17 protein-coding genes are annotated in these 21,537 nt (G+C 63.2%); 12 read left to right on the forward strand and 5 right to left on the reverse strand.

Translation table 11 applies throughout. The annotated features are described in order from the left end of the window. The first annotated feature begins 22 nt into the window (after nucleotides 1-22). The gene (gene purU / locus AC3EC3_RS11950; RefSeq protein WP_488489813.1) at nucleotides 23-877 is read left to right on the forward strand and encodes a formyltetrahydrofolate deformylase; all 855 of its coding nucleotides are present in this window, start codon (nucleotides 23-25) and stop codon (nucleotides 875-877) included. Here the strand turns inward: purU and AC3EC3_RS11955 are convergent. Beyond that, complete coding sequence (locus tag AC3EC3_RS11955; protein WP_488489814.1) at nucleotides 874-3,009, reverse strand: DUF3857 domain-containing protein; 2,136 nt, start codon at nucleotides 3,007-3,009, stop codon at nucleotides 874-876. The two genes, purU and AC3EC3_RS11955, sit on opposite strands and share 4 nt — an antisense overlap. 189 nt (nucleotides 3,010-3,198) lie before the next feature. Here AC3EC3_RS11955 and AC3EC3_RS11960 point away from each other — a divergent pair, with 189 nt between their 5' ends. From AC3EC3_RS11960 to AC3EC3_RS11970, 3 genes are all read left to right on the forward strand, one after another. Then, entirely contained in the window at nucleotides 3,199-4,080 is an 882-nt protein-coding gene (locus AC3EC3_RS11960; protein WP_488489815.1) for a dienelactone hydrolase family protein, read from the forward strand. Nucleotides 4,081-4,317: 237 nt separating this feature from the next. Next, complete coding sequence (gene msrB / locus AC3EC3_RS11965; protein ID WP_488489816.1) at nucleotides 4,318-4,716, forward strand: peptide-methionine (R)-S-oxide reductase MsrB; 399 nt, start codon at nucleotides 4,318-4,320, stop codon at nucleotides 4,714-4,716. A gap of 137 nt (nucleotides 4,717-4,853) precedes the next feature. Then, complete coding sequence (locus tag AC3EC3_RS11970; protein ID WP_488489817.1) at nucleotides 4,854-7,166, forward strand: transglycosylase domain-containing protein; 2,313 nt, start codon at nucleotides 4,854-4,856, stop codon at nucleotides 7,164-7,166. 145 nt (nucleotides 7,167-7,311) lie between these two features. Here the strand turns inward: AC3EC3_RS11970 and AC3EC3_RS11975 are convergent, their stop codons facing one another. From AC3EC3_RS11975 to hflK, 3 genes are all read right to left on the reverse strand, one after another. Then, nucleotides 7,312-8,883: a Do family serine endopeptidase gene (locus AC3EC3_RS11975; RefSeq protein ID WP_488489858.1), complete on the reverse strand. Its 1,572-nt coding sequence runs from the start codon at nucleotides 8,881-8,883 to the stop codon at nucleotides 7,312-7,314. Nucleotides 8,884-9,053: 170 nt separating this feature from the next. Then, nucleotides 9,054-9,827 (reverse strand): protease modulator HflC, encoded by a 774-nt coding sequence (gene hflC, locus AC3EC3_RS11980; RefSeq protein ID WP_488489859.1) that lies wholly within the window; start codon nucleotides 9,825-9,827, stop codon nucleotides 9,054-9,056. Between the two features lie 77 nt (nucleotides 9,828-9,904). Continuing rightward, entirely contained in the window at nucleotides 9,905-11,152 is a 1,248-nt protein-coding gene (gene hflK / locus AC3EC3_RS11985) for a protease modulator HflK (RefSeq protein WP_488489818.1), read from the reverse strand. Nucleotides 11,153-11,323: 171 nt separating this feature from the next. On the opposite strand from hflK, the gene AC3EC3_RS11990 reads away from it, so the two are divergent. The 8 genes from AC3EC3_RS11990 to AC3EC3_RS12025 all read left to right on the forward strand — a co-directional run bounded on the left by AC3EC3_RS11990 (nucleotide 11,324) and on the right by AC3EC3_RS12025 (nucleotide 21,261). Next, nucleotides 11,324-12,358, forward strand: coding sequence for an Mrp/NBP35 family ATP-binding protein (locus AC3EC3_RS11990; protein ID WP_488489819.1), 1,035 nt, complete (start codon nucleotides 11,324-11,326; stop codon nucleotides 12,356-12,358). Continuing rightward, entirely contained in the window at nucleotides 12,358-14,643 is a 2,286-nt protein-coding gene (locus AC3EC3_RS11995; RefSeq protein WP_488489820.1) for a molybdopterin cofactor-binding domain-containing protein, read from the forward strand. The genes AC3EC3_RS11990 and AC3EC3_RS11995 overlap by 1 nt, the downstream gene beginning before the upstream one ends. Nucleotides 14,644-14,645: 2 nt before the next feature. After that, on the forward strand, nucleotides 14,646-15,668 hold the full coding sequence (gene hemH, locus AC3EC3_RS12000; protein ID WP_488489821.1) for a ferrochelatase: 1,023 nt from the start codon (nucleotides 14,646-14,648) through the stop codon (nucleotides 15,666-15,668). 148 nt (nucleotides 15,669-15,816) lie between these two features. Next, a complete protein-coding gene (locus AC3EC3_RS12005) occupies nucleotides 15,817-16,800 on the forward strand; it encodes a MarR family transcriptional regulator (protein ID WP_488489822.1) in 984 nt (327 codons plus the stop codon). A gap of 378 nt (nucleotides 16,801-17,178) precedes the next feature. Further along, nucleotides 17,179-18,219: a mannose-1-phosphate guanylyltransferase gene (locus AC3EC3_RS12010; RefSeq protein WP_488489823.1), complete on the forward strand. Its 1,041-nt coding sequence runs from the start codon at nucleotides 17,179-17,181 to the stop codon at nucleotides 18,217-18,219. 192 nt (nucleotides 18,220-18,411) lie between these two features. Beyond that, nucleotides 18,412-18,831, forward strand: a complete 420-nt coding sequence (locus AC3EC3_RS12015; RefSeq protein WP_488489824.1) for a hypothetical protein — start codon at nucleotides 18,412-18,414, stop codon at nucleotides 18,829-18,831. Between the two features lie 12 nt (nucleotides 18,832-18,843). Further along, nucleotides 18,844-19,734 (forward strand): nucleotide sugar dehydrogenase, encoded by an 891-nt coding sequence (locus AC3EC3_RS12020; RefSeq protein WP_488489825.1) that lies wholly within the window; start codon nucleotides 18,844-18,846, stop codon nucleotides 19,732-19,734. A 24-nt stretch (nucleotides 19,735-19,758) separates the two neighbouring features. Further along, a complete protein-coding gene (locus AC3EC3_RS12025) occupies nucleotides 19,759-21,261 on the forward strand; it encodes a glycosyltransferase (protein WP_488489826.1) in 1,503 nt (500 codons plus the stop codon). Here AC3EC3_RS12025 and AC3EC3_RS12030 read toward each other — a convergent pair. Continuing rightward, nucleotides 21,245-21,537 (reverse strand): hypothetical protein (locus tag AC3EC3_RS12030; RefSeq protein ID WP_488489827.1); only part of this gene is annotated, 293 nt, incomplete at its 5' end. The genes AC3EC3_RS12025 and AC3EC3_RS12030 overlap by 17 nt on opposite strands.

A 21,537-nucleotide genomic window follows, 5' to 3' on the forward strand; every position in this document is an offset into this window, starting at 1 on the left:
ATAAACTCAGAGGTATCCGGTGATGAACGAGACGATGGTTTTGGCACTGTCCTGTGCGGATCGTCCGGGCATCGTTGCCGCTGTCACCGGCTACCTCGCGCAGCAAGGCTGCAATATCGTCGAGGCGCAGCAGTACGACGATCTGGCGGGCGGGCGCTTCTTCATGCGCGTCGCCTTTGCCATCGGCAGCGCAGATCGCGAGGCGATCCGCAGCGGCTTTACGGCCGTGGCGGACGCCTACGGCATGGACTGGTCGATGCTCGGGCGCGACCGTCCGCGTCGCGTCCTGCTGATGGTCAGCAAGTTCGACCACTGCCTCGTCGACCTGCTCTATCGCCGCCGCATCGGCGAATTTGCGATGGACGTGGTCGGCGTCGTCTCCAACCACCCGCACGAGGCGCTGGGTGACCTGTCGCTCGGCGATATTCCCTTCCATCACCTGCCGGTGACGAAGGACACCAAGGCCGCACAGGAAGCGCAGGTCCGGGCGCTGGTGGACCAGACCGGCGCCGAACTGGTGGTGCTGGCGCGCTATATGCAGATCCTCTCGGACGAGATGGCGGCGTTCCTGTCGGGGCGCTGCATCAACATCCACCACTCGTTCCTGCCCGGCTTCAAGGGCGCCAAGCCCTATCACCAGGCCCACGCCCGCGGCGTGAAGATGATCGGTGCGACTGCGCACTACGTGACCGGCGATCTCGACGAAGGCCCGATCATCCATCAGGACGTCGAGCGGATCAGCCATGCCGACACGCCCGACGATTTGGTGCGCAAGGGCCGCGATATCGAGCGCCGGGTGCTGGCCGAAGCGGTGCGCCTGCATCTGGAAGACCGCGTTCTGCTCAACGGCGCACGCACCGTGGTGTTTCGCGGCTAACGCTTCGCTGGGCTCTTGTCGGGCAGCGCCTCGCGCAAGCGTGCGGGCAGGCAGGGGTCGGGGGCATTGGCCCAGTCGACTGCATCGAACGAGACCATCGGTTTGCCGTCCAGTTCGGTCGAGGGCCCCTTGCCGGTGATCTGCGAGACATAGGTCTTGTTGTTGTCGAAGGCAGGGATCTGTCCGTTGGCCACTTTGGCCTCGCCCGGCGTGATTTCATCCTGCATCGTGCGCGATGAGCGGATCTGGCTTACCACGCCATCCTCGATTTGCGCGCGGCGGTAATAGGCGATGCCGCCCACGCTGCGGTCGATCGATCTGGCCGTCAGGCCCCAGTGCATATTAGGAACGGTCGGCATGCGCATGCGCGTGACCGAGCATGAAAATTCGCCCGGCTTGTTGGAGTAAGGGGCGCTCTGGTCCTGCTCTTTGGGGCGCTTGAGTTCAGCAGGCGCATAGAATCCGCCCCCGGGCAGGTAGAATGTGTGGTCGTCATCCTCCCAGTCCAGCTTGGCGGTGCCCACCGTGGTCATGGTGAGGGTGCCGTTGGCGGTGTCATACGACCAGTCGATGGTATCGGGCGTGATCCACCCGCCGCTCATGCTGCGGCGCATCGCCTCTACGGCGGCATCGTGCGGCATTGAGGATAGGCCCAGGCTGATGCCCAGTGCGGTATCACCCCGCGTGATTGAGACGATCCTGATCTTTGCGGGCTTGTCTACCCCGGCGCTGTCATCGATGTCCGTGAACGTGAGGTCCATCGGGAAGCGGGGGGCGTGGTACGGCAGATGCACCAGTTCAGCGCCCTGCGCGCTGACCGGCAGGAACTGGCGATAGGGCACTTCGGCATCGGTCAGCAGGCGGTGCTCGCTCTGGCGCGTACCGTCGAGCCACAGGCGCTGGCCGTCTATCGTCAGGGTGACGACGACATGGTCGAACATTGCGGGGCTGGGCAGGTGCTCGTCGATCCCGTCGCCCCCGCCGCTGTTGACGATCACGGCCTGCGCCTTGATCCCGAGCCCGTGCAGCAATGCCATCAGCAGCGCGGCCTTGCCCTTGCAGTCTCCGAAGCGGCGCTCCCAGGTCTGGTCGGCGGGGGCGGGCGTATAGTTGCCGTCGTCCATGCCGGTATAGACGTAGCGTATCTTGTCCTGCACCAGCGCCAGCGCGGCAAGCGCCTGCGCGCGCGGGTCCGGAGAGGCGGCACGGATGCGGTCGATTTCGGCATGGAGCGGCGAGGTGGCGGCGATGGCGGCGCTGCGCTCGAACAGCGGATACCAGGCGGCCGAGACATCCTGCCAGCGCGAGAAGTCCGAATATTCGATGTAGCGTCCCGTCGCATAGCGTGCAGGCGCACCATCCGGGGCTACGAATTTGCCCGGATCGGTAAGTGTGGCGATGATGGAGGCATCCGTTTTCGTCAGCGCCGGAGCGAGATCGGCGCTCGGTCGCAGGAGCGGCTTTTCGCCTCCTGCCCACGATACGCCCATGCGATAGCGCCCCGGCGCCAGTGCCGAATTGAGCATGACGACATCGAACTGCCGGTCGCCGAACACCGAGTTGCGACGGACCTGCGTCTGCACGAATTCGATCTCGTCGCCCACGCGCAGGCCGGGGATCTGCAGGTTCGCGGTAAGCTCGCCGTTCAGCATGGCCTGTTCCAGCCCGCCTTCGCGCTGGAAGATCTGGAAGCGTGTGGTGTCGAGCACCGGGATCATCTGTCCGTCGCGATAGACCACGAGCCGGTTGACGGTGACTTGTGTGGTATCGGGATTCCACACCAGCGAGAGATTGCCGATTTGCAGGGCTTCGGGACGCAGCAGCCTGATCCGCGAGGCGGTATAAGTGGTGACGGAGGTTGGCGTGATGCGCTGTTCGCTGTCACTCCATACGACGTGGACGGGGCTGTCGCTCTCGCCAGCGCTTGCGTCGCCGGATGTCGTCCCCGTACTGGCGGGGGGCTGTGACACCCAGTCCGGGGCATTACCGTAATGGACTTCGCGATTGGCCGTCGTGGCCGGGGCGGCCGCTGTCTTGTCGGACGGCTTCGCCTTGGCCGCTGCCCCCGTCGGCGCGAGCATCATGGCCAGCGCCAGACACGATGCAACGCCGGCATATCCACTTTTCATCATCGTTTACCCCTCATCGACCGGGCGGGATCGACCGACCGGTGACGTAATCGCATTCTTGTTCCGCCTTGGCGGCTTTTCCAAGCGGTTTCAGGAAATTCATTGCGCGATCGATGGGTGCTCTCGTCTTCCTCTCGCCTCTTCTCCGCGCCTCGGCTAGCCTTGCATCGAGGAAACTGGAGGAGACTCGTGATGTGCGACGAATTCACGCTGGAATCGGAAGAGGCCAATCTCGCCCGGCGCGGGCTTGACCGTCGCGCGTTCGCGGCCTTGAGCGCGGCAGGTGCCATGGGCGCGGCGTTGGCGGGCTGCTCCAGCAGCTTCGCGCAGACCGGCGATGCCGTGGCCGAGGGCATGGTCTCGATCGCCATGGACACCGGCGTCTGCGATGCCTTCTTCGTCCATCCAGCCAAGGGTACGCATCCCGGCATCGTGCTGTGGCCCGACATCGCGGGACTTCGCGATGCCTTCAAGATTATGGCCCGCTCGCTCGCCTCGCAGGGCTTCGCGGTGCTGGCGGTGAACCACTATTACCGCTCCGGCCATTCGCCGGTGATGGAGAGCTTTTCGGACTATCGCACGCCCGAGGGGCAGGCGAAGGTCGCGCCGATGCGCGAACTGCTGACCCCGGCGGCGATCACGGCGGATGCGAAGCGCTATGTCGCCTTCCTCGATGCGCAGGGCGCGGTGGCGAAAGACCGTAAGATCGGCACCAGCGGCTATTGCATGGGCGGACCGTTCACCGTGCGCACCGCAGCTGCCGTCCCGGCACGCGTCGGCGGTGCGGTCTCGCTCCACGGGGCCGGTCTGGTGACGCCCGCGCCCGACAGTCCGCACAGGCTGCTGGCGCAGACCAAAGCGTCCTACCTCTTTGCCATCGCCCGTAATGACGATGCCAAGCAGCCCGACCAGAAAACGCAGCTGCGCGCCGCCGCCGATGCCGCGGGGCGCCCGGCCGAGATCGAGGTCTATCCTGCCGACCATGGCTGGACCGTGCCCGATAGCCCGGCCTGGGACCCCGATGCGGCGGACAAGGCGTGGAAGCGGATGGTCGCGCTGTTCTCGAAGCTCTGAGAGGCTGTTTGAAAATTCGCGTGATGCGAATTTTGCGGCACCGGCCCTCTCCCCCACCCCGCCACCCGCAGGATACTACCGTTGGGTGGCAGGGTGGGGGAGAGGACCGGTGCCGCCTCAAAATACCCTACTGGGCATTTTCCAAACAAGCGCTGAGCGTCCTGACGCGACAGCGCACGGGCTCTGGACGGGAGGCAGGGTGCTTCCCATATCCGGCGAGGTAGGAGAACGAGCCAGATGACCGACAAGTTTACCCTCACCGACGAGCAATGGCGCGAGCGGCTGACGCCCGAGCAGTACCGTGTGCTGCGCCAGCAGGGGACCGAGCGCGCCTTCACCGGCAAGTACGAGAACAACGACCAGCAGGGCGTCTACCTTTGCGCCGGTTGTGGAACGCCGCTGTTCTCGTCGGGCACGAAGTACCATTCGGGCTGCGGCTGGCCGAGCTATACCGCGCCGGTCGACGGCGTCGCGGTCGAGGAACTGCGCGATACCTCTCACGGTATGATCCGCACCGAAGTGCGCTGTGCGACCTGCGAAGGGCACCTGGGGCATGTCTTCCCCGATGGTCCGGGCCCTGAGGGGCTGCGCTATTGCATCAACAGCGCCTCGCTGGACTTCGAGCCGGAGAGCTGAGGCGTTCGGGCCGGAACGGTCCCGCTTGTGTGCCGGCCCGAACCGCTCTCGTGTTAAGCGCGGGTTACAAATCCCTGCGCCACGGTGTAGGGAGCCTGCGGACGCATCGGTCCGCCATTGGGATTTGCTTCTAGTCTATGGCCAACAATTCCGGCCGACGCGGCTCTTCGGAGAGCCCGTCCCCCAAGAATGCTTCCTCGAAGAAAGGTCGTCGCCCGCTCTGGCTGCGCATCGTGCGCGGTGTCGTGATGTGGGGCGTGGCGCTGTGCTTGCTCGCCGCGATCTTCCTGGGCACGGCGGTCTTCATCACCGAGCGTCAGCTTCCCGATTTCGATGCGCTCAAGAGCAGCCAGAACGGCCAGATGATCGTCGTGCGCGCGCGCGACGGCACCGAACTCGTCTCGCTCGGGCCGAGCTATGGCAAGTGGCTGTCGTTCGACGATATCCCGCCGATCATGCGCGAGGCGATGGTCTCGGTCGAGGATCGCCGCTTCTTCTCGCATCCCGGCGTGGACCCTTACGGTCTGGCGCGTGCGGTGTTCGTGGGCGTGGCCGAGGATCGCCGTTTCGCCGCGACGTCGACAATCACGCAGCAGCTTGCGCGCAACATCTTCCTGAACAACAACCGCAACTATGCCCGCAAGGCCCGCGAAATGGTGCTGGCGCTGGCGCTGGAGCGCAAGTTCAGCAAGGACCAGATTCTCGAACTGTACCTCAACAAGGTCTACTTCGGCGGCGGCGCCTACGGTATCGACGCGGCCAGCCGCAAGTTCTTCGGTCATCCCGGCACCAGCCTGTCGGTGGGCGAGGCGGCGATCATCGCCGGACTTGTGAAGGCGCCGTCCAACTATTCGCCGACCGCCGATGTCGATGCCTCGATCCGGCGCGGCAAGGTCGTGCTGGGCACGATGGCCGACAATGGCGTGATCACGCCCGAGCAGGCGCAGGATATCGACCTTTCGCAGGTCAAAGTCGTGAAGGACCGCAACCAGAACTCGGTGCGCTACTTCACCGACTGGGCGCTGCCGCAGCTCGACACGCTGCTGCCTGACAACGACGAGCCGATCGAGGTTTGGACCACGCTCGATCCCAAGCTCCAGCAGGCAGGCGCCAAGGCTGTTGAGGCCCGCGTGCCCGCAGGCGCGCAGGGGGCTCTCGTCAGTCTCGACAACGACGGCGCCGTGCTGGCGATGGTCGGCGGCACCGATTACGTAACCTCCAACTACAACCGCGCGACCAGCGCCGTGCGTCAGCCCGGTTCCTCGTGGAAGCTGTTCGTCTACATGGCCGCGCTCGAAGCCGGGTATACGCCGAGCGACGCGGTGGACGATGCGCCGATCACCATCGACGGCTGGAGCCCGCATAACGACGATGGCCGCTTTGCGGGCAAGATCGATATCCGCAGCGCCTTCGCCTATTCGAAGAACACCATCGCGGCCAAGCTGGGCAACGAGGTGGGCTTCGGCACGGTGGCGGCGATGGCGCGTCGTTTCGGCATCACCACGCAGATCAACACGCAGCCCGCGATGGTGCTGGGCACCTCCGAAGTGCGCGTGATCGACATGACCCGTTCCTTCGCCGAAGTCTCTGCCGGGGGCACCTCGGTCGAGCCCTATGGCATCACCAAGGTGACGACGACGAGCGGCAAGGTGCTGTATCAGCACCAGTCCACCCGTGGTCAGGTGCTGGTGCCGCCCTATGTCGCGGCGGGCATCACCGACCTGCTGCAATCCGCCGTCGCCACCGGCACGGGGCGTGCGGCCAACATCGGTCGTCCGGTTGCGGGCAAGACCGGCACCACCACCTCGAACAAGGACGGCTGGTTCCTGGGCTTCTCCAGCGGCGTTACCACCGGTGTGTGGATGGGCCGCGACGATGCCAAGCCGGTGCGTGGCCTGTGGGGCGGCACGGCGCCTGCCCGCGCGTTCTCCGATTACATGAAGGTCGCGGTCGCCAATCGCCCGGTCCAGCAGTTCCAGACCCAGCTGCAGCTGCCCGAATGGCAGCTCGAACCGGACGAGCAGAACCTGCAGGGCGATCCCAACGACTATTACTACACCGACGAGAACGGCAATCTCGTGCGCGGTCCGGGCAACGGGCAGGACGGCCAGCCGGGCGATGGTTCGCAGGGGCAGGGTGGACAGGGCCAAGGCGGACAGGGCCAGCAGATGCAGTACGAGGACGGCACGGGGGCTGCGGCACCCGGTTACGGCCCGAACGGCTCGGGACAGGGGCCTTCCGCGCCGCCGACCTCGGCGGTGGGCGAGGACTTCCTTGACCGTGCGACCGGCCGTTCGGCCCCGTCGCACGGTGGCGGGAGCAGCCAGGCGATGGTCGCTCCGCGGCCGGTCGGCGGGCGCCCGGTATCGCCTGCCGCCACGCCTACCGCACGGCCCACGGGTGCCGCGCGGAACGGCAGCGGCAACAGCGGCTACAACGACGGCTACTGACGGCCCTTGCTGCCCTTCGGGTCAGGCCGGGGCAGCAGGAGAATGCAATACGAAAAAGGCCCCGCCGGAAATCTCCGGCGGGGCCTTTTTTCATGGAAAGGACAGGAGCGGGAGGGGTGCCTTCCCGCTCCTGTCCTGTCGCGGATTACTTGCCGTCGCTCAGGCGGAACGGCACGAAGATCGGCTGCTGGCCGCGCGGCTTGACGCGCAGCAGGATGGCCGAGCGGCCATCGGCCTTCACGGCCTTGATCGCATTCTCCAGATCGGCCTTGGTCGCGACATCCTGCCCGTTGGCGCTCTGCACGATGAAACCGCGCGACAGGCCCTTCTGACCGGCATCCGAGTTCGGATCGACTGCCACGACGACCAGACCCTTCATGGTGTCCGAGACGCCCAGCTGGCGCGCGATGTTGGCGCTCAGCGGCGTGACCGAGAAGCCGAGGGCATTCTCGATGACACCCTTGGCCATCTGCTGCGGCGGGTTGTTGTAGGCATCGTCGTTGTTGTCGCTGCTGTCGTCGTCGCCGAAGGTCTGCTGCTGCAGGTCTTCCTCGCTCGGGCGCTTGGCGACGGTCAGGTTGAGCGTCTGCTTGCGACCGTTGCGGATCACGTCGACCGGGATACGGCTGCCCGGCGCCGTGTTGGCGACGAGGAACGACAGCGACTGGTCGGGGGTGACGTCCTTGCCGTTGACGGCGGTGACGACATCGCCTGCCTGCATGCCGCCCTTCGCTGCCGGGCCATCGGGCTCGACGCTCTGGATGAACTCGCCCTTGTTGTGGGGCAGGCCCAGCGAATCGGCCATGTCCTCGCTGATCGGCTGGATGCGCACGCCTAGATAGCCGCGCTCGATCGCCTCGCCCTTGATGAGCTTCTGGACGATCGGGGCCGCGGTTTCCGCCGGGATGGCGAAGCCGATCCCGACGCTGCCGCCGGTGGGCGAGAAGATCGCGTTGTTGATGCCGATGACATTGCCCTGCATGTCGAACATCGGGCCGCCCGAGTTGCCCCGGTTGATCGCCGCGTCGGTCTGCAGATAGCGGTCGTAGGCGGTGTTCTGGCCGGTGTTGCGATAGACCGCCGAGACGATGCCCGCCGTGACCGTGCCGCCCAGACCGAACGGGTTGCCGATGGCGATGATCCAGTCACCCACGCGCGCCTTCGAACTGTCGCCGAACTTGACGAACGGGAAGGGCTTGGTGCCGGTGATCTTGAGCACGGCGAGGTCCGATGCGGCGTCCTTGCCGATCAGCTTGGCCGGATACTCGGTGCCGTCGGGCATGGTGACGGTGATCGATTCGACCTGTCCCTTGCCGTCGGCGGTGATGACGTGGTTGTTCGTCACGATGTAGCCATCGGACGAGATGATGAAGCCCGAGCCGAGCGACTGCGCCTCACGCGTCTGCGGGGCGCTGTTGCCGCCGCCGTTGCCGCCACCGAACAGCCCCTCGAACGGGGTGCCGGCGAACGGGTTGGAGCCGTCGCCCCCGCCGCTGGAGACCTGGATCTTCTGGCGGGTGGAAATGTTGACCACGGCCGGCGCAAGCTGCGCGGTGAGGTCGGCGAAGCTGGCAGGCGCACCGGCACGCGGGACCACGTGGGCCATCTGGCTCTGCTCGTTCTGGGCGACTTGCGCACCGGCGGGGTAGCCGGTCACGAGCGTGGCGGTGGCGCCTCCCAGCAGGAGAGCGGTGGTCAATCCGTAAGCGTATCGCACTGGCTTCACGTCCTTTGATTCCTCCGTAGCGGCGGCGGCAACCGCGCACCGTGTTCCGTTGGACAACGGTTGTGACGGTATCGGCTTAACCGGTATTGAATGGCGCGGTTCCGCCGAAATTTCGTGGCAAGGGACCATTTTCATCCGGGTATGGCAACCCGGATGAAGGGTCAGGGCTGCTGAAAGTGCTTCAGATAGGCGCTGTCGGGCGAGAGCAGGATGGTAGCGGAGCTGTCATCCTGCGAGAATGCATAGTCGTAGCTCTGCATCGCGCGATAGAAATCGTAGAACTGCGGATCCTGACCGAAAGCCTTGGCGTAGATGGCGCTGGCCTGTGCCTCGGCATCGGCGCGGATGATCTGCGCATCCTTTTGGCCCTCGGCGGTAATCGTCTTGGCCTCTTCCTGCCGCGCTGCGCTCATGCGGTCGAACGCGCTCTGGAGCGCACCGTCGGGAAGATCGGCGCGCTTGATGCGCACGTCCACCACTTGCGCGCCGTACTGGCGTGCCTCGCGGTCGAGTCCGGCGCGGATGTTCTCCATCGCCTGCCCGCGCTCTGCCGTCAGCAGCGACTGGAACGTGCGGTTGCCCAGTTCCTGACGCAGCACCGAGGTGAGGATCGGCTCAAGTTGGTCCGCCACCCGCTCGGTCGTGCCCGCCGTCAGCACCATCTTGACCGGATCGACCACGCGAAACCGCGCATAGGCATCAACGTTAAGCCGCTGCTGGTCGGTCGAGAGCACCTGCTGCTGTTCCATGTCGACCGAGAGCAGCCGCTTGTCGATCCGCTCTACGTGGTCGACAAGAGGGATACGCAGGGCGAGGCCAAAGCTGCCCTGGCCCAGAGCTTCTCCGGGGTGGTAGGGATTGATCACGGCAACCGGTCTGCCTGCGCGCACGATGACCGCCTGCTGGCTTTCGGGCACCTCGATCACGCTGGCCATCGCGGCGATGACCACGACGGCGCCACCGAGCAGCCAGCCCCAGTGTCGCGGGAGTCCGGTCGGAAAGGAAGCGGTGGTCACTGGGCATCTCCCGACGTGGCGGCAGGGGCATCGGCCGGGGGTGCCGGCTTCTTCGGGGCAGGCAGCGGCAGGTAAGGCACGGCGCCATGGCCGTCCTTGCCCTCGTCGATCACCGCGCCGTTCTTGCGCAGCACGCGCTCCATGGTTTCATACCACATGCGCCGCTTGGTCACTTCGGGGGCGAGCTTGTACTCGGCATATTCCTTGTTGAAGGCTTCTGCGGCGCCCTGCGCGCCTGCCAGCAACTGCTGCGACCAGGCGCGCGCGTTCGAGCGGTCGCGCTCGGCATCCTGCTGTGCCGCCGTGACCTGCTGGAAGGCATCGACGACCTTGGCCGGCGGATCGGCCTTCTTGATCTCCACGCCCTGGATCAGCACGCCTGCATGATAGTTGTCGAGCACCCGCTGCATGCGATCGCGCACGCCATCCTCGATCTGGCCGCGTCCGGCGCCGGTCAGTAGCGCGTCGAGACCGATCTGCGCCACCGAGGCGCGCATCGAGGCTTCGGCCACTTCGCGAACGGTATCCTGCGGGTCGGCGATCTGGAACGAGTAGTCGCGCAGGTTCTTGATGTTCCAGCGCACCAGATAGCTCAGGTCCACCAGGTTCTTGTCGCTGGTGAGCATCAGCATTTCGGATTCGCCCTCGGGGATCGAATCGATCTTGATGCTGGTGACGTCGGTCACGGCAACCTGCTCGACCGGCCATGGCAGCGTCAGCGAGACGCCGGGGCCGAGCGTGCGCGAATAGCGCCCGAACTGGGTGACGATGCCCTCTTCCTTCTGGCCCACCACATGAATGCTGGAGGCGGCCGCCACGGCGATCACCGCGGCGCCGATGGCCCAGGGGATCCAGCGCGCGGCGAGTTCGGGGCGCATGGGAAACTGCGGCAGCGAAGGGCCGCGATTACCGCCGCCCGGCGCGGACGGGCGCCGCGCGTTGCGGTTGCCGCTGTCCCGGCCACGGAAGATATCGTCGAGGCCGGGGCCTTTGCGTGGCGGCGTGCCGGTGGGCAGCCAGGGGTTGCGGGGCCCGCGTTGTTCCGGGGCCTTGGACGGAGGAGGGCTGCGATCCTCGGGTGTCCCGCTGTCGGGCGCCTCATCCGCGCCGACTTCGGGGTCGGCGCTGTCGCCGGGCTCATGCGCGTGATCGTCGCCGTCGTTTCGCGATCCGTCGCCGCCGTTGTCCGAGGAACCTCCCCAGGGACTGCGTCGTCCGGTCATCGCAAGAACACCGCGCGCCATCGCTCCACCTAATCCTGTCATCCGGTCTCTATAGGAACCGTTGGGGCACAAAAACAGAGGCTCTCTTGTCCTTTTTGATCCACTGGGCCACGGCAGCCGCAAGGATGCGCATGTCCGGCGGTTCGGATCGCTGCCGACTGCGCTTGCGAGGCAAGGTGCGCTGGAGGTGTTGTGGCAGGCGAACGGGACGAAAACACGGAAGTTTTGCTGAAGGCGAAACTGCCTGCGGAGGCTGCCGCACGCCTGCAATCGCTGCGTGCGGTCGATGGTGTGGTGACGCTGGTGCTCGATGGCGAGGGGCTGGACGAGCGCGCCGCCGTCCGTCTCGAACAGGCCACGCGCGCCGCGCTGGCCGAAGTTCCCGGCGTGACCGAACTGCGCGTCGCCATGATGGGCGAGCGTCGCCCGCAGCCGACAGGCCCGCGTATCATCGCCGTCGCCTCGGGCAAGGGCGGGGTCGGCAAGTCCACCGTCTCGGCCAATCTGGCGGTGGCGCTGGCGCGCCGGGGCCTGCGTGTCGGGTTGGTCGATGCCGACATTCAGGGCCCGTCGCAGGCCCGGCTGCTGGGTGCCGAGAACGAGCGTCCGGTCGCTCACGACAAGCGGCTGGTTCCCGTGGCGAGCCGCTGGGGCGTGCCGATGCTGTCGATGGCGCAACTGGCGGGCGCCGGTGAGGCGATCGCCTGGCGCGGCTCGATGGTGGCAGGGGCCATGGTCAAGATGCTGGAAGCGCACTGGGATCATGCCGAAGTGCTGATCGTGGACCTGCCGCCCGGCACCGGCGATATCCAGTTGACGCTGGCCAAGCAGTTCCCGCCCTCCGGCATCGTGATCGTCTCGACCCCGCAGGACCTCGCGCTGATCGACGCCGCGCGCGCCACCGGGCTGTTCCGCAAGCTGGGCGTGCCGATCGTCGGCCTGATCGAGAACATGGCGGGCTATGCCTGCCCGCACTGCGGCGAGGTGAGTGATCCGTTCGGCTGCGGCGGGGCGGAAGCCTCGGCGGCCGAGCAGGGGCTCGATTTCCTGGGGCGTATCCCGCTCGACATCGCCATCCGGCGCCAGAGCGACGAAGGCGTGCCGGTGGCGGCGGGCGACGGCGCACAGGCGGAGGCTTTTGCCGCGCTGGCGGCCCGCGTGGCGGACTGGCTCGATACGCAAGGTTCTGACGTGCAGGCTCCTGACACGTCCGAAGGCGCCCGCTAATGGCGCTGACCCGGCGCGGCGTGCTGATCGGGGCGCTCGCCGGGGGCGGGCTGGCGCTGGGTTTCGTGCTGCGTCCGCGCCGCTTTCCCTTGCCCCTGAAGGCCGGGCCGGATCAGTTCGCCTTCGATGCGTGGCTCAAGATCGATACGCAGGGTGTCGTCACTGTCGCGGTGCCGCAAGTCGAGATGGGGCAGGGGATCACTACGGTCCTGCCGCAGATCGTCGCGGCGGAATTGGGCGCGGACTGGCGGCAGATCGCGGTCGAGCCCGCGCCGCCCAGCGCGCTCTATGCCAACACCGTGCTGGCGGCGGAATGGGCGCCGCTGTGGATGCCGACCGGTCCGCGTATCGCCGATGCGCTGGCGGGCGATCCGGTGGACCTGCTGACGCGCCGCTGGGCACAGGACAATCGCTTCGATGCGACGGCGGACGGCACCTCGCTCGCCGCCTACGAGGCGCCCGCGCGCGCTGCCGGTGCTATCGCGCGCAGCCTGTTGACGCAGGCCGCAGCGGCGCGCTGGGGCGTGACGCCCGAAGAGTGCGCGGTCGCCGGTGGCCTTGTAACCTATGGCGACAAGGCGCTCTCGTTCGGACTGCTGGCCGAAGCGGCGGCGGGTCTGACGCCGCCTTCACCCCCGCCGCTGCTGAGCGATCCCGAGGCCGAGAGCCCCGAGGAGTTTCCGCCCGGCGCTCCCTTGCGTCATCCGCGCCTCGATCTGCCCGCCAAGGTCGATGGCTCGTGGACGTTCGCAGGTGACGTCCGCCTGCCCGACATGCTGTTCGCCGCTATCCGCCACGGACCGCTAGGGGCTGCGCAAATCGCCGGCTTCGATGAGCAGGCGGGCAAGGGGCTGCGCGGCTTCGTCCGCTTCGTCCAAGGAGTAGACTGGGTTGCGGCGGTCGCCAGTGACTGGTGGACCGCCGAGCAGGCGCTCCAGCGCGCCGCGCCACATTTCAGGGTCGCACACGCCGCCGATGGCGATGCGATCGACCTTGCGCTCGATGCCGCGATGACGCGCGGCGATCCGCACCGCATCCACCTTCAGGGTGATGCGGAAGCGGTGTCGGGCGGCCTGCCGGTCCAGCTGCGCTACGAGGTCGCCCCGGCGCTCCACGCCACCATCGAGACCGCCAGCGCCACCGGGCGGCTGGGCGAGGACGGGCGGCTGGAACTGTGGATCGGCACGCAGGCACCCGAGGCTGCGCGCCGTGCTGCGGCGAAGGCGGCGGGCGTGGGGGCGGGCGACGTCGTGCTCTATCCCATGCCCATCGGCGGCAGCTTCGACCGGCGGCTGGAATTTACGCAAGGGGCCGAAGTCGCGGCCATCGCCAAGGCCGTCGGCAAGCCGGTGCAGCTCACATGGTCGCGGCGGCAGGAGCATGTCGCGGGCCTGCCGCGCACCCCTGCCGTGGCGGTCATGGCTGCGCGACCCGATGGCGATGGCCAGATCACCGCCTGGCGCGCCCGCATCGCCGTGCCCGCCACCGCGCGCGAATTCGGCGAGCGGCTGTTCGGGGCGCAATCTCCTGCCGATGCTGCGCGCGCGGTGCAGGGCGCGGCCGATCCGCTGGCGCTGTCCGGCGCGGTGCCGGGCTACGATATCGCCAACCTCGCCGTCGATCACGTGCCCGCCGCGCTCGACCTGCCGACCGGGCGGATGCGCGGCAATGCTCACGGCTACACCGCCTTCTTCAACGAGTGCTTCGTCGATGAACTTGCCCACCGTGCCGGGCGCGAGCCGCTGAGCTATCGCATGGCGATGCTGGGCGGGGATCCACGCATGGCCGAGTGCCTCCAGCGCGTCTCCTCGCTGGCGAACTGGGACGGCGGCAGCGACAACAGCGGGCAGGGCATCGCCTGCCACCGTATCGGCGATGTGCGCATCGGGGAGGGCCGGATCGCCCTTGTCGCCCGTGTGCGCCGCGACGAGGGCGGCGTGCGCGTCGATGCGCTGAGCGCGGTGGTCGATATCGGGCGGATCGTGAATATCGACATCGCGCGCCAGCAGATCGATGGCGGGTTGATCTTCGGCCTGGGGCTTGCGCTCGGCAGTGCGGGCAGCTGGACGCAAGGCTGGCCGGATGCCGACAGGCTCTCGGCGCTCGCCGTGCCTGCGCTGAAGGACTGTCCGCAGATCGATGTGGCCTTCGTCACCAGCACGCAGCCGCCTGCCGATCCGGGCGAACTGGGCGTCGCGGTCGCCGCCCCTGCCATTGCCAATGCCCTGTTCTCCGCAACCGGGCTGCGTCTGCGGCGTTTGCCGCTCTTTGCCGAGGATGCCTGAGCGTGCCGAACCCTACTCTCCCTGCCGATCACCCGCACCTCGCCGCGCCGCGCGTGGGCGTGCTGCTGGTCAACCTCGGCACGCCCGATGCACCGACGCCGCAGGCGGTGCGTCGCTATCTGGCCGAGTTTCTTTCCGATCCCCGCGTGATCGAGATTCCGGCTGTCGTCTGGAAGCCGATCCTGCACGGGGTGATCCTGCGCACCCGACCGGCCAAGTCCGCGCATGCCTATGCGCAAGTGTGGACGGACAAGGGCTCGCCGCTCGCCGCGATCACGGCGGCGCAGGCAGAGGCCTTGCAGGCGCGGCTGGGGGGCGAGGTGATGGTCGACTGGGCGATGCGCTACGGCAATCCCTCGATCCCCTCGCGGATGGAGGCGATGCACAACGCGGGTTGCGAGCGTATCCTGATCGCGCCGCTTTATCCGCAATATTGCGCGGCGACGACTGCCTCGGTGATGGATGCGGTGGGCGCGGCGCTCGGCGCGATGCGCTGGCAGCCCGCCCTGCGCACGCTGCCGCCGTACTATGACGCCCCGGCCCACATCGACGCGCTGGAAGCCGATCTGGGCGCGCAGCTGGCAGCACTTCCCGAATTGCCCGAGGCACTGTTGCTCTCGTTTCACGGCATGCCCGAGCGGACGCTGAAGCTGGGCGATCCCTATCACTGCCATTGTCTCAAGACGGCGCGCCTGCTGCAGGAGCGCCTGTCCGCGCGCTTTCCCGCGCTGGAGATCCGTCACGCGTTCCAGTCGCGATTTGGCCGGGCCAGGTGGCTGGAGCCTTCGACAGAGGCGGTTCTTGCCGAGATGGCACGCGGCGGCAAACGGCGACTCGCGATCGCGGCGCCCGGTTTTTCCGCCGATTGTGTCGAAACGCTGGAAGAACTGGCGATCCGGGGCCGCGAAGTCTTCCTCGAATCCGGGGGTGAAAGTTTTGTAACCCTGTCCTGCCTCAATGCTTCCGGGGCGGGTATGGACATGTTGCAGGCTCTTGTTCGCAATGAACTTTCCGGGTGGCTCTGACCCGCTTCCGACGTGCCTTACAGACTACTGCGTAGTTTCTTGACTTGATCGCTTTTTGTTCCGATCCTGTTCTTGTCATTAGGCCCGTTTTATCAACTGGGGAGGCAAGACGATGGATGCAGGGCAATGGGATTGTGTACGTGGCAGCATGGGCACTGCCGCTCCGGTAATCACGGCAGACTTCGCCTACGCGCACCCCGGCAGATCGCTTTCGGGTACGGGTGTGCCGGTGCGAGATGATGTTTCGCTGGCGATTTACGGCGATCGGGTCACGCAGCGTGCGATGGTTCAGGACGATTTGAAAGCAGCGGGCATCGAAGTCCGACGGGCTGCCCCACTGGACGAGTTGTTGCATGGTGATGCCTGCCTGGCGGATGTGGTTCTGGTGGACTGTCCCTCGATTGGCGGGCGTCATCTCGCCGCTCTCTGCCAGCTCGATGTGCGGGCGGCGCGGGTCGGGACGGACCTGATCGTTTCGACCAATACGGCAGCCCTTGATGGCGTGTTCGCCTGCCTCGATCAGTCCCGCGCGCAGATTCTCGTCGATCCGGACCGGGCAGAGCGTGTCATGGCGCTCGGTCGGGCCTTGGCTGCAAGATCGCAGAGCGGTGTGCGGGAATTGTCCGAGGACGATCGACTGATGATCCTGAGGTTGACAGAGCAGGTGGGCCAGATCGCCGGTCGTATCGAACGCCTGGCGCCGGATGGGGTACGCGTCGGGGGGCGTGCCGGGGGAGAGGGAGCTTCCGGTGGTCCGCCGCCGCCAGGGCAGCTTCAGGACGGAGGGCAAGTCCGCAAATTCGCCCTTCCCGATGCGCGTCTGGTGCGGCGTATGATCCGGCAACGGCAATTGCGCGGTCGGTTCCTCGATGCAGCCCTGTTTGCCGATCCCGCATGGGATATGTTGCTCGATCTCACAGCTGCGCGGGGCGAAGGCGGCAAGGTATCGGTGACATCATTGTGCATTGCAGCGGCAGTGCCGCCAACGACGGCGCTGCGCTGGATTGGCCAGATGGTCGAGGTTGGGCTGTTCGTGCGGACATGCGACGATGCGGATCGACGCCGTGCTTTCATTGAACTCAGCGATCACTGCGCGGAAGCGATGTCCCGTTATTTTGCCGAGATTGCCTGATTTGGCTTTTTGGTCTCTCGGCGCCTTATGCAAGCAGCGCCGGGTGTTAGGCTGGCTTTATATCGAGATACCAAGGGTACAATAAAGTGGCCTTCCGCACCTTTGGTCGAGCTTTCGCAGCGGTTGAGCATTTCGGGCGCCTAAGCCTGTTCAGGTCGTCTACAGGCTGCTTCCCACGCGGTATGCCACGAGGGTGGGAACGAGATCGGGCCATTCCAGTGGCAATCCGCAGCGATTGAGTCGCAAGTAATTTCTAAAAATAAAACGATTTAAACTTTGTATAGATTTATCGAAATTCGACCAATTTGGATTAATATATTGCCAATTACGTGTTATCCACGAGTTGTGACCCGCAATTGAGAGCGATATTCTTCGCTCATGCAGCAAATAACTCCTGTGATTCTGTGCGGTGGCAACGGAACCCGGCTCTGGCCGAGAAGCCGGGCTACCAAACCGAAGCCCTTCGTCCAGCTCGTCGGTGAGCGCACTCTTTTTGAGGCTACGGTCAGCCGTTGTCTCGGCGCTGAAGGATTTACGGCGCCGGTGGTCGTCACTGGGCATCGTCATCTCGACCATGTCGAGGCTCAACTGGCCGGGGTCGAGGGTGCAACGATCCTGGTCGAGCCTCAGGCGCGGAACACTGCGGCAGCAATTGCTCTGGCGGCCTACTCGCTGCCGGATGAAGCGATTATGCTGGTATGCCCCAGCGATCACCATATCGGTAATGTAGAAGCATTTGTGGAAGCCGCCCGCGGGGCAGCGGAGCTTGCCGGTGAAGGGTGGCTAGTTTCGCTGGGGATCGAAGCGACGGCGCCTGAAACCGGTTTCGGTTATTTACGGAAAGGTGATGCGATAGGGAATCGCGGCTTTCGTACGGTGCAGTTTGTGGAAAAGCCCTCACTCGAACGAGCCCAGCAATTTCTGGCTGAAGGTAACTATGCGTGGAATGGTGGAATTTTCGCCTTCCGCGTTTGCGATTTTCTTTCTGAACTTAAGGCGTATCATCCTCAACTCGCGAGTGAAGTTCATCGCGCCGTCGCTCTGGGGACGCGAGAAGGTCAGCGTTTCCATCCTGATACAGAAGTTTTCTCCCGCGTCGAAAGCGACTCTGTCGACTGTGCGGTGATGGAAAATACCTCACGTGCGGCGATGGTGCCTGTCGACATGGATTGGTCGGATATCGGCAACTGGCACGCGTTGCATGGTGCATTGGAAGCCGACGCATTCGGCAATGTAATGCGCGGCGCTATTTGTGAACTGGTAGATTGTCGGAATGTCATGGTTGATTCTGATGGCCCCAGGGTCTCGCTGATTGGGCTTGAGAACGTGATTGTCGTCATTGATGGCGATGACATCATGGTGACTGCAGCTGCCGGTGTTCAAAACGTGGGGAAGCTTCGTGGCGCATTGCGACAATGAATGAGGGCGTGTCTGCCTGAAATTGATATAATTATCGATTTTTATTTTGAATATAAAAATGAAATAAAATCTAAATTGGATTATTTAATATCTTACATCCACCAAATCGGCTGATCAATCGCTTTATGGTCGGTGAATCTACCGTCAACATAAACAGGCATAGAGTGAACTCTACCAATAAGGGGCGATACAATGAACATTTCCATCTTCGGTATCGGATATGTCGGTGCAGTCACCGCAGCCTGTTTGGCAAGTGGGGGGCACAGGATCATCGCTGTTGACCCCAATATCGAAAAGGTGCGTCTACTTAATTCGGGTCAAGCACCGATTGTAGAGGCAGGCCTACCTGAACTCCTCGCTGCGGCTATCGACAAGGGGATGTTGACCGCAACGAATGACGTTGCGGCGGCAATCGGCGGTAGCGAATTGTCGATTATCTGTGTTGGGACCCCTAGCCTGCCAAGCGGCAAGCTCGACCTGTCTTATGTGAAGACGGTGTGCGAGCAACTCGGTGCAGAGTTCAAGAAAAAGCCTGATGTGTTTCATTCGGTGGTCATTCGTTCGACTATGCTTCCTGGCTCTATGGCTGGTGTGGTTATTCCTGCGCTTTAGGCGGCTTCGGGAATGACCGCAGGACAGGATTTCGGTCTGGCAATCTATCCCGAGTTTTTGCGCGAAAGCACCGCTATCGCCGATTATCTCAATCCCGCTGTTATAGTTCTCGGGAAGTTGGACGACCTTACAATCGAGCGCCTGGATGAACTCAATAAAGGTATTCCAGGGGAAGTACGCGTAGTCGATATCGGTACTGCAGAAGCCATTAAATATGCAAATAATTGCTGGCACGCGACGAAGATCGTTTTTTCGAACGAGATCGGTAATATTTGCAAGGCTGCTGGGATCGACGGTCATGAAGTGATGGACGTGGTATGCGCAGATAAGCGCCTTAACATTTCAAAAAGTTATATGAAACCGGGTATGGCGTTTGGCGGATCCTGTTTGCCAAAGGATCTTCGGGCGTTGCGATACAAGGCAATCTCCCTCGATATCGGGACGCCGCTTCTGCGTGCAGTGCAGGAATCGAACGCCCTGCAGATCGATCGTGCGTTCGATATTATCGCATCAAGAGCTACCTCGCGGCGCGTTGGCCTTTTGGGCTTGAGCTTCAAATCGGGTACGGATGATTTGCGCGAAAGTCCGCTCGTTGAAGTGGCTGAACGGCTCTATGGTAAGGGTTACGCACTCAAGATATTCGATGCAAATGTCAGTTATTCGAGGCTGACCGGGGCAAATTTGCAATTTATTCGCACGCATATCCCGCACTTGGAAGACCTTCTTGTCGAAGAAATCGATGAGGTCGTAGATCATGGCGATGTCATTGTCATTGGTAACTCAGACAATCGCTTTCGCCCCGTGATCGACGCTTTACCGGCCGAGAAATCGATCGTTGATCTGGTGCGTATCGGTGCGGAACTACGTACCGACGGTCGCCAGTATGAAGGTCTTTGTTGGTAAAATTGGGTGATGTGAGGGCGGACTATGTTGGGTTTGATTGTGTTCGCTCTGGGGCTTGCTTCAATTGGGTATCAGTTGCCTGAAGAATGGTGGGATGCAGCTTCACCATCTTATCTTTTTCTTCTCGGTGGTGTCGCTTTCTGGAGGTACGGTTGGGGCGCCGTCAATCTTGTGAGAGCGCACATCTACCTGCGAATTGTGTTTCCTAGGTTGCGGATGGAAATCGATAGTAGGGGGGATGCGCTAATGCCGAGCCATACCTACCTGCTGATGACGAGCTTTCGGATCGATACGGAAACCACTCGGCTTGTTTATGATGCGGCATTCGCAGAGGCGGTGCGTTCGGGCCTGAAGTGCACTATTGTGGCGTCGATCGTTGAAATGGCGGATCAACGCTTAATCAAACGACTGTTTCAGCTGCATAATCCCGATCCGGCAATGGTCGATCTCGTATTTGTTCGAATTGCCGGGACTGGGAAGCGCGATGCGCTTGCGGAGGGGTTTCGTGTCATATCAAGGGCGAGTCCCGCCATTGATGCAGTGGTGTGTGTGATCGATGGAGACTCCCTTCTTGAGCCGGGATTATTGCGTAAGAGCTTGCCGTTTCTGAACATGGAAGGTGTTGGTGCCTTCACTACAGATGAAGTCTGTGAAGTGGTCGGACGAAGGATTTTCCGGGAATGGTACAGTATGCGTTTCGCTCAGCGGCAGATACTGATGTCCTCGCATGGCTTGGCTCGGAAGGTTCTTACTCTAACGGGTAGGATGTCTGCGTTTCGGGCTTCGATCGCTACCGATCCAGAATTCATTCGACGCGTCGAGGTGGATTACATCGACCACTGGCGACTTGGTCGACTGAAGTTTCTTACTGGAGACGATAAATCCAGTTGGTTCGATTTGCTCAGTCGTGGGTGGAAAATGATGTATATCCCCGACGTTCGGGTAGTCACAATTGAAACGCCGCCGAATAATTCGTTTTTGATTGCGTCGACTCAACTTATGGTCCGCTGGTTTGGAAATATGCTGCGGACTAACGGCCGAGCCCTGGCTCTTGGTCCCCGGCAGATTGGCTTCTGGACTTGGTGGTCGATTTTTGATCAACGGATATCGATGTGGACTTCGCTGACTGGCTTGGTGTCTTCCGCTCTAATGGCGATATTTGTCGATCCCATACTTTTTGTTGGTTATTTGTATTGGGCAGCATTATCGAGATTCATTTTGACGTTAACGCTGTTATCTGTTCGTGAAAGTGTAGATTGGCGATATCCATTTCTTCTCTTCTATAATCAGATAGTGGGATCAATCATCAAGACGTATATTATATTTCGCCTTGATCGTCAAAAATGGACTCGCCAAAATACCAAGAATTCCAATACATCAAATAGCATAAGAGTTATTTATAATATCATGGGGTCGAGGGTCGCTCATGTATTTGCGCTTGCGCTGTTTGTGTCGATAGTCGGAAGTTACATTGGCGTTTTGACGCCAAATTCATTTAGAAATATCGACTTTATTGGCAATTTTTGAACGGGGACTGGTCATGAATACGGAAGCCCGCATTGTGCACGAGGCAGCTAGCCAGCGTCAGTATCTTCGTCTTAAGACGCCTTTGCTCGTTGATATTGACGGTCAGACTTTTGCGACTGATGACTGGTCGGTCGGTGGTATTCGCATTACAGGCTTTAACAGGTTGCGGAAAAAGGCTCTTTCCTCGAGCCGCTTGAGGTGATTCAGACGCCTTCAACTGAGGTTGAAGGATTTGAGATGCGGGGCGGCGATTACCGGAGCGAAGGGCTGTTTTCC

Source organism: Novosphingobium sp. BAM6 (assembly GCF_057784955.1).